The organism is Hyalangium sp. (assembly GCF_035629615.1).
In the GTDB taxonomy this organism is placed as follows: Bacteria; Myxococcota; Myxococcia; order Myxococcales; family Myxococcaceae; genus Hyalangium.
This window is the reverse complement of the sequence record NZ_DASPHO010000287.1, coordinates 1-8,880: the sequence shown is the minus strand read 5'-3', so window position 1 is coordinate 8,880 and position 8,880 is coordinate 1. Positions and strand designations below refer to the sequence as shown.

Here is an 8,880-nt window from a genome sequence, read left to right as displayed (position 1 = left end):
CCGAGGTGCAGTTCCCGCTGGCCCGCGCCCTCTGGGACGCGAAGCGCGCGGAGCGCCCCCGTGCCGTGAAGCTGGCCACCGAGGCCCGGGAGCACTGGCAGAAGGTGGGCCAGCCCTCCAAGCAGACCCGCCTCTCTCAGTGGCTGGCCGCCCACTCCAGCCCCTGAGGGCCTCAGGCCACCTTCGGCGTCTGCCCTTGCGCCACCGCGTCCAGGCGCCCGCAGGGCCGCCGGAAGGTACACCGCGCGCACTGGGACAGGTCCTCCGTCATCGGGAACACGGACTCATCCTTTGGCGTGTTGGTGGCCGGCTCCGCCAGCACCTCGCGCATGCGCGCCACGCTCTGGCCGAGGCGCACCTTGAAGGCCTCCATCGCCTCCAGATCCACCTGCACGTCCTGCTCGAGCCCCTCGTTGAGGTACACGAGCGAGGCGCGCACCTTCTCCATCGGGAACTTGTAGCGCTGCGAGACATAGAGCGAGTAGCCGAGCACCTGATCGTCGTACCCCTCGCGCGCCTTGCCCGTCTTCCAGTCCACCACCACCGGCGCGCCCGTGTCGTCCACGTACGCGAAGTCCGGAATGGCGAAGATCTTCACGCCGTCCAACGTGAAGCTGGAGAAGTCGAAGCCCGCATCCACCTCCAGCCACTGCGCCGGCTTGAGCGAGCGCGCCAGCGCCGGCCACCGCGAGGAGAAGAACCACGCGAGCGCCTGGCGCACCGTCTCCCAGTTCTGCTTCCACACCTCGTCCGCAATGGGCTCGGCGTACTCGTGCTCCACCAGCCCTGTGAAGGGCTTGCGGTGCTTCTGCGTCCAGTACGCCTTCTTCTGCGAGTGCCGGAAGTCGTCCTGCATCAGCTTGCGCGCCCGGGCCTCCACCTCCGCCGGCTCCACCGAGCGCCCCGCACGCCAGTCCAGCAGCACGTCCCGCACGCACTCGTGCACCACGCTGCCTGCCCACGTGTAGCGGTTGTTCAGCTTCTTGAGGACGTACAGCTCACGCACGTCCTTTGGTGCCTCGGCCTCCCACCCGCCCCAGGAGCGGTAGTAATAGAGGTAGTAGGCCCGGAGGCATTCGGAGAACCTCTCATGGCGACTCTTGGACCAGGAGAAGTCATTGGTGAGCGTGGTGCGCCGCATCGGAGGGGCGCATCTTATGCGCTCGTCCGCCCGGCCAGAAGGGGGGCGGGCGAGGAGCCAGGCGAATTCCGCACCCTGCGCGGGCCTCGCCTAGGACTGACTGTCTGACTCAGCGCTCCTGGTGCGGGAGGATGTGGAAGCGGTTGTCGTGGGGGGCGGTCGGCCGCGCGCCTCCGCCGAAGAAGCCACCGTTGAGCGCCCGGTCCTCCTTCACCAGTGCCAGCACGTACCGCTCGGCGACGGCCTTCTCTCGGCCCGAGAGGGAGAGCTTGTCGATCTGGGGCCTGGCCTCGGTCAGGATCTGCTGCTTGGTCTTGAGGGCCGCATTCTGGGAGATGGTGAGGCCAATGCTCTTGAGCGCGTCCCCATTCGCCTTCAGGTTGGGCGAGTAGTTCAGCATGGCGTCGGCCCGGTAGCACTGCGGATCGTTGGTGCTCGTGGTGCCGGGCCCCTTCGCCGCCATCAGGGACGCCTTGGCCGCCGTGTTGATCTTCTCCGCGGGCTGGCCCAGCTTCTCCGAGAGCCTCTTGGTCGCACGCTCGAGCGCCTTCGCCTGCAGCTCCTCCGTGGGCAGCTTGGAGATCCTCGCGCCCACCTTGGCGAACAGCTCCCGGTGCTTCTCCAGGGACGGGTCCAGCTCGAAGTCCATGTTGAGCGGGGGCTTGCCCGGCTTCGTCCCGGCTCCTCCGACGTTCCCTGGCCCCTTGCGCTGAGCGAGCGGCGAGGCCGACTCGAAGCCATCCGCGGGGCGCTTGGCTGCGGGAACGAACCCTGCGTTCCGGGCCGCGGCGGGGGCCGGCTGCGGGCGCTCAGCGATGCGGGGGGCGGGGGCGAACTTACGGGACTCGATCTTCATGGGGCTGAAGCCTCGGGCTCTTGAAGAGACTGCGATCACAGGAATTCTCACATCCCGATACCCGAAAGTTGCGTGGAGCCCCGACGAAAGCCTCAAGCCACTGGATTTACTGGCGTTTAGCACCTCGTGAGCCTTCTTCTCCGAACGCACGATAATAGGAGGAGGCCACCCCCACGATCGCACGGCAGGGAAGATCCGCGCATGGAGCATCTCGACGCAGCCGAAATCACCCGGTTCCTCCGGGGCCAGCTCTCCGCGGAGCGCTCCTCTGCCGTGGAGCGCCACCTCGCGGCCTGCGCGCAGTGCGCGGAGCGGCTCTCGTCGGAGACGGACGGGGTCACCGAGGCGCCACCTGGAGCGGAGGTGAGCTATGCCACCGGGGCGGTCTTCGCCACCCCAGGCCCTGCCCCCGCTCCGGCCCCCTCACCCGAGCCGCCTGCCACGCCCCAGTGGGTCAAGGAGGCGCGCACGCCCGAGCGTGGAGAGCAGGTGGGGCGCTACCTCATCCTCGAGCGCGTGGGCCAGGGCGGCATGGGGATCGTCTATGCGGCGTGGGATCCGGATCTCGGCCGCCGCGTGGCGATCAAGCTCCTGCGCACGGACAAGCAGCACGCCGAGGGGCGCACCATCGGCCAGGCCCGCTTGCTGCGCGAGGCCCAGGCCATGGCGCGCGTCTCGCACCCCCACGTCATCTCCGTCTTTGACGTGGGCACCCTGGGCGAGGGCGTCTTCGTCGCCATGGAGTTCGTGGACGGCACCACCCTCAAGAAGTGGGTGAAGGACGCGCAGCGCCCCTGGCACCAGATGCTGGACACCTTCCTGGCCGCGGGCCGCGGGCTTGCGGGCGCCCATGACGCGGGGCTGGTGCACCGGGACTTCAAGCCGGACAACGTGCTGATCGGCAAGGACGGGCGCGTTCGTGTCACGGACTTCGGCCTGGCCCGCATGGCCGAGGACGGCGTGGAGCCTCCCCGTCCCGCGCTGCCGGAAGGTGCGCTCGATCACGCCGCGCCGGAGCTGGTCCAGGTGACTCTGGACGGCCACGCGGTGGGCACGCTCATGTACATGTCCCCGGAGCAGCGGCGCGGCGAGGCGCCCGATGCTCGCGCGGATCAGTTCAGCTTCTGCGTGGCGCTCTACTGGGCCCTCTTCGGAGTGTGGCCCTTCGATCGCCAGCGCTCGTCTGCGCGTGATGCGGACTCGCCCTCCTCCCACAAGGGCACCTCCCGGCCGAGCCAGCGCACCGGCGATCCCCGCCCCGTGGATCCGACCACCGGCGCCTTCGAGCCGCCCCGGGACTCGAAGGTGCCCGCCTTCATCAAGAAGGCGATCCTGCGGGGGCTCTCGCCGGAGCCGACGGCTCGCTTCCCGTCCATGGACGCGCTGCTGGCTCGGCTCGAGTACCGGCCGCGCGTGAGGCGGATGGCGGCGGCCGCGGCGGCCGTGACGCTGGTGGCGCTGGGAGGCGCCTATGCCCTGCATGCCCGGCAGGCCGCGCAGAGCCAGGCGCTGCTGTGTACCGGCGCGGAGCAGCAGCTGGCGGGCATCTGGGGCGAGGCGGCCCGGCGCCAGGTGACCGAGGGCCTGGTGGCCACCGGGAGGCCGGAGGCAGCCGACGTGGCCGCGCGAGTGACGTCCATGCTGGACGACTACGGGCGAGCCTGGGTGGAGGCAAGCACCGAGGCATGCCGCGCCACCCGGATCCGTGGCGAGCAGACGGAGCAGCTCCTCTCCTTGCGCGTGGTGTGCCTGGAGCGGCGCCTGCAGGACGTGAAGGCCGTCGCGGGAGTGCTGGCGGCCGCGGACACCGAGCTGGTGCCCAAGGCCGTGGACACCGTCTCGGTGCTCCCCTCTCTGCGAGGCTGCGCCGACGTCGCCACCCTGGGCCAGGTGGAGCCCCCGCCGGACTCGCCCAAGGCCCGTGAAGAGATCGAGCGCATCTCCGGCCAGCTGTCCCAGCTCAAGGCGATGACCGACGCCGGCCGGTACAAGCAGGCCAAGGAGATCGCTGAGCAGGCGCTGAAGGCCGCGTCAGAGCTCAGGTACCGGCCGCTGGAGGCCGAGGCGCTGCTCGGACAGGGCGTGCTGGAGGCTCGCTCCGCCGACTACATCCAAGCGGAGCGCCACCTCCACCAGGCCGTGTGGGCCGCCCATGCCTCGCGCAGCGACGCCGTGCTGGCCCGCGCCACGTCCATGATCGTCTTCACGCTCGGCTACGATCCGAAGCGGATCGATGACGCGCTCCAGTGGAGCGAGCTGGCGAAGGCCTCGATCACCCGGATGGGCGGCAACGAAGAGCTCGAGGTCGACGTTGAGCACTTCCTGGGGAACGTCTACTCGAGGGCGAACCGGCTCGAGGAGTCGCTCGCACACCTCGAGCGTTCGCTCCAGCTCGCCGAGCGAATCCTCGGCAAGGAGCACGTGCGCCGCGCCGGCATCCTCATGAACCTGGGTGTGATCTACCGGAAGCTGGAGCGGTTCGAGGATGCGCTCGCGGCGCTCCGCGAGGGGATCGTCATCCGCGAGAAGGTGAACGGGCCGAACCACCCCAGCGTCGGTTCGCTGAACTACGCGATCGCGCAGGTGCTGCTCAAGAAGGGTGACTTCGAGGAGGCGAGGATCTATGCGAACAAGGCGCTGGAGATCCGCCTCGCCACCTTTGGCCCCGAGCATGCCGAGGTCGGCGACGCCCATGACGTGGTGGGAGCCGCCAGCGCCCTGGCCGGCAAGAACCGCGAGGCGCTGGAGTCCTTCCTGAAGGGGATGGCCATCAAGGAGAAGGCGCTTGGCAAGGAGCACCGGACCGTGGCCTTCTCGGCGGCGGGCGCGGGCATGGCCTACCTGCAGCTGGGAGATCCTGCGCGGGCCGTGCCGCTCTTCGAGCGCATCCTGGCCATCAACACGCTCGAGCAGCAGGTCCGGGGAGACGCGTTCTTTGGCATCGCTCAGGCCTTGGACGCGCTGAATCGCAAGGAGGTCGAGGTCCTGGACTCCGCCCGGAAGGCCCGCGAGGCGTTCGCCAGCGTGAAGGACTCGGTGCGAGTGGCCGAGATCGATGACTGGCTCGCGCAGCGCGCGAAGCCCAAGGGAAAGACCCGGGCGGTTCGGCATCCGTGAGCACCGCCAAGGCGATGCGCGTCATCCTGGCGCTCCTCCTCCTCGCCATTGCCGTAGCGTGGTGGGGCCTGCGCACGCCGCCTGAGGAGTCATCCGCGGCCGGCACGCACGCCCCGCCTCGTCCCACTTCCTCCACCTCAGCGGGCCTCGGCTCCTCGGAGGAAGCGGAGGAAGCTCCCGAGGACGGCCTGGAGACGTCCGAGGAGGAAGAGGAAGAAGCGTTCCTGGAAGGGGACGAGCTGGCGGGCTCCGGTCCCTGCATCGAGCTGGAGGTGACGGCTGGCGGAGCGCCCGTGAAGGACGCAAAGGTGGCAGGGGTCCGGCTCGAGGAATCGAACATCTACTACGAGATGAGCCCGGTCAGCGTCGGGCCCGAAGGCCGGCGGCAGGCGTGGTGCAAACCGGGAGGGTACCTCCTCGCGGCGCTCGCCCCAGGGTTCGCCCCCTCGAAGCTGGCGATCGTCGTGAAGGAGGGCGGCACCGCTCCGGTGGCCCGGTTCGATTTGGGAGCCGGCTATACCTTGAGCGGACGCGTCCTGGACAAGGACTCGGAGGAGCCGATCCTGGGGGCAAAGCTGACCGTCTCGGTCGACGAGGATGACTTCAACCTCGTGGTGACTGATGTCTCGGTCACCAGTGATGCGGGGGGGAACTTCCGCGTGGGCAATCTCGCCGCTGGCAGCTACCAGATCCATGTCGAGGCACCCGGCCACACCGAGGCGTCAAAGGAGATCGAGCTCCCCGGAATGGAGTTCCTGAGCATCGAGCTCGATGGCACCTGTCAGCTCGAGGGACAGGTGGTCGATGGCGCGGGCGCACCCGTCCCCGACGCCGATCTCTCGGTGCTCTCCCACGGACGCCTCTTGGACAACACGCCCAGGAAGGCGGATGCACAGGGGCGCTTCTCTCTCGAGGTCGAAGAAGGCACCTACCTCCTCGCCGCGAGCGTCGGAGAGCTGTCGGGCATGCACGAGGGAGCGGTATCGGTCGCCCGCGGCGGCCTGGTGGATGGGCTCCTCATCCGGCTGCGCCCCACCGGCAGCCTGGCTGGGAAGGTCTTCGTGCAGTCGAGCCAGGAGCCCGTGCAGACGGCGATGCTGTCGATCAGTCACGTCGAGTCAAAGTGGAGCCGCATGTCCCGGACAGATGCGAGCGGTGTCTTCCGCTTCGAGCACCTCCTGCCGGGCACGTACACCGTCTCGGTCTTCAAGAGCGACTTCCCCGATGCCCGGCGGGAAGACGTGCGCGTCCAGGCGGGCCAGGAGGCCTCGGTGGAGTTCTCCCTGGTCCGCGAGGCCCGCTTGGAAGGGAGCGTGACGGATGCCTTGGGCCGTCCGGCACAGGGCGCCCGTCTCGTGGCGCAGCTCCTCCCCCTCACCCCTAAAGGGTCGAAGCGGCTCTTCACGGAGACGGATGAGTCGGGTCAGTACCGCCTCTCGGACCTGGCTCCCGGGAGCTACCGGGTCGAGGCCCGGCTGACCCCGGCAGGCCAGGCCATCGCCCAGGAGCTCACCTTCCGGGAAGGAGAGAAGGCTCGCGCCGACTTCGCCCTCCCGGACTCCCTGGTCCTGGTGGAGGGGCGTGTGCAACGGACCCGCGGCGGACCTCCGGTCCATCCCGTCGACGTCCAGATCTCCTCCGAGAAGAACGTCAGCACGCCCTATGTAGAGGTGGATGAGCAGGGCCACTTCACCGTTCAGATGCTACCGGGCTCCTACACGTTCAGCGCGTCCACCAGCGACACGGACGAGTCAGGCCCCGACCAGTCTGTAACGGTCGAGGCCGGCAAGGCCTCCCGGGTGGAGCTCACGGTGCCGGACTCGGTGGTGGAGACCTTGGGCGTCGTCCTGAACTCGCGAGGCGAGCCCGTCCCGGAGGCTTCGGTGACGCTGGAGGATGACGACGAGCTCTACGCGAGTGCGGACACCGATGGCCGAGGACGGTTCACGCTGAAGACGGCCACGGCCAGCATGGACAAGCTCGGCGCCCTCCGAGCCGAGCTCGGCCCTGAGGAAGGCGTGCTCCAGAACGTCCGCGTGGGCAGCCGGAATGTGGTGGTGCGGCTTCAGAAGGCAGCGGCGCTGCGGGGCCGGATCATCGCAGCGCGGGGTGCCCCCGTGCAGGGTTTCGAGCTGCGGGTGGACCGAGTGGACGAAACCTCTGGGCACAGCCGGGTGGACTCGCGCCCGTTCGCAGGGGACACCTTCGAGTTGGTGGATCTGCCGACGGGCGCCTTCTTGCTGCGAGTGCGCACCTCCGACGGACGCAGCGGCAAGGCCACGGTGCAGATCGCTCCCGGGCAGACTGGGACTGTCGAGCTCTCCGTCGGCATCCTTGGCAGCGTGACCGGGAGGTTCGTCAATGAGTCTGGCACCCCCGTCAGGCATTGGGTGCACCTGGCTGCCGGTACCCCCAATGCACAAGGGGCCCACACCACTCAAGAAGGCCGCTTCGAGTTCATTGCCCTCGAGGCTGGCAAGCATTTGCTCACTGTCCCCCACAAGAGCGTGCTGCTCTTCGAGCTTCGAGAAGGCGAGGCCCTGGATCTGGGGCAGCTCGGTCCGTCCCCCCTGTCCGAGCGTCCTTGATCCAGGAGCCAGCAGCCGAGCGATCCGACATCAGGAAGGAGATGCGCCACGGCCTACCAGGCAGGTAAGGTGCTCGTCACCATGTCTGACGGAGCCTTTCGAGGAAGGGTCGTCCTCATCACCGGAGCATCGAGCGGTATCGGCCGGGCGGCGGCCCGGGCGTACGCAGCCCAGGGGGCGCACCTGATCCTCGCTGCGAGGCGCGAGGAGCTTCTGCGGGAGCTGGCGCGCGAGCTGGAGGGCCTGGGAGTCCGCGCTGTCGCCGTTCGCTGTGACATCACCCAGGCGGCCGATGTGGCGCGGCTGGCGCGCGAGGCTGAGGAGCAGTTCGGCGGGGTGGACATCCTCGTGAACAACGCGGGCATCGGGCTCTTCGGCCCGGTGGAGGCGCTCTCAGAGGAGCAGCTCCGCAAGGTGTTCGAGCTGAACTTCTTTGCCCTGGTGCGCGTCACGCAGGCCATCCTTCCGCTGCTGCGCAAGCGACCGGGGGGACAGATCCTCAACGTCAGCTCGGTGCTGGGTCACCGGGGGATGCCGCTGCTGGGGGGCTACTGCGCGGCCAAGGCCGCGGTGAACGCGCTCACCGAGTCCCTGCGCGCGGAGCTCGCCGCCGAGCGCATCTCCGTGCTGCTCGTGTCCCCTGGCTTCACCGAGACGGAGTTCCGACAGACGCGGCTGCATGCCGACGGCTGGCAGCAGAAGGCGCCCCCCTTGAAGCAGATGAGCGCGGAAGAGGTGGCCCTGGCCATGGTGAAGGCGAGCAAGCGCCGTCGCCGGGACACCATCCTCACCCTGCCTGGGCGGCTGATGGTGCTCGCGAACCGCTTCGTGCCGGGCCTCTTTGATCTTGTCGCACGGCGCATGATTGCCCGGATGGTGAAGAGGCCGGAGTCATGAGGCTCGCGTCCATCCGCGTGCCCCTGCTGGCCTGGTACGACCGGGAGCGCAGGGATCTGCCCTGGCGACGCACGAAGGATCCCTATGCCATCTGGCTGAGCGAGGTGATGCTCCAGCAGACGCAGGTGTCGACGGTGATTCCCTACTGGGAGCGCTTCCTCGCGCGCTTTCCCACGGTGGACGCGCTCGCCGCGGCGCCCCTGGAGGACGTGCTCACCGGCTGGAAGGGCCTGGGCTACTACAGCCGCGCGCGCAACCTGCATCGCGCGGCGCAGGAGGTG

General features: G+C 69.0%; 5 protein-coding genes and 1 pseudogene. 4 read left to right on the top strand and 2 right to left on the bottom strand.

What is annotated here, in order from left to right; all coding sequences use genetic code 11:
* Positions 1–172 precede the first annotated feature (172 nt).
* Complete coding sequence (locus tag VD972_RS14575; RefSeq protein ID WP_324986990.1) at positions 173–1,141, bottom strand: PD-(D/E)XK nuclease family protein; 969 nt, start codon at positions 1,139–1,141, stop codon at positions 173–175.
* A 109-nt stretch (positions 1,142–1,250) separates the two neighbouring features.
* Positions 1,251–1,997, bottom strand: a complete 747-nt coding sequence (locus tag VD972_RS14570; protein WP_324986987.1) for a hypothetical protein — start codon at positions 1,995–1,997, stop codon at positions 1,251–1,253.
* A 201-nt stretch (positions 1,998–2,198) separates the two neighbouring features.
* On the opposite strand from VD972_RS14570, the gene VD972_RS14565 reads away from it, so the two are divergent.
* The 4 genes and pseudogenes from VD972_RS14565 to VD972_RS14550 all read left to right on the top strand — a co-directional run.
* A complete protein-coding gene (locus tag VD972_RS14565; RefSeq protein ID WP_324986984.1) occupies positions 2,199–5,114 on the top strand; it encodes a tetratricopeptide repeat protein in 2,916 nt (971 codons plus the stop codon).
* The gene (locus tag VD972_RS14560) at positions 5,111–7,702 is read left to right on the top strand and encodes an MSCRAMM family protein (RefSeq protein WP_324986982.1); all 2,592 of its coding nucleotides are present in this window, start codon (positions 5,111–5,113) and stop codon (positions 7,700–7,702) included. Before VD972_RS14565 ends, VD972_RS14560 begins: the two co-directional genes overlap by 4 nt.
* 81 nt (positions 7,703–7,783) lie before the next feature.
* Positions 7,784–8,599: an SDR family oxidoreductase gene (locus VD972_RS14555; protein ID WP_324986979.1), complete on the top strand. Its 816-nt coding sequence runs from the start codon at positions 7,784–7,786 to the stop codon at positions 8,597–8,599.
* A pseudogene (locus tag VD972_RS14550) lies at positions 8,596–8,880 on the top strand (A/G-specific adenine glycosylase); the annotation flags it as partial. The gene VD972_RS14555 and the pseudogene VD972_RS14550, both read left to right, overlap by 4 nt.

Bases quoted from the DNA above. Each gene is read 5' to 3' on its own strand.
- VD972_RS14575 (WP_324986990.1), bottom strand. From the start codon at position 1,141: ATGCGGCGCACCACGCTCACCAATGACTTCTCCTGGTCCAAGAGTCGC.
- VD972_RS14570 (WP_324986987.1), bottom strand. From the start codon at position 1,997: ATGAAGATCGAGTCCCGTAAGTTCGCCCCCGCCCCCCGCATCGCTGAG.
- VD972_RS14565 (WP_324986984.1), top strand. From the start codon at position 2,199: ATGGAGCATCTCGACGCAGCCGAAATCACCCGGTTCCTCCGGGGCCAG.
- VD972_RS14555 (WP_324986979.1), top strand. From the start codon at position 7,784: ATGTCTGACGGAGCCTTTCGAGGAAGGGTCGTCCTCATCACCGGAGCA.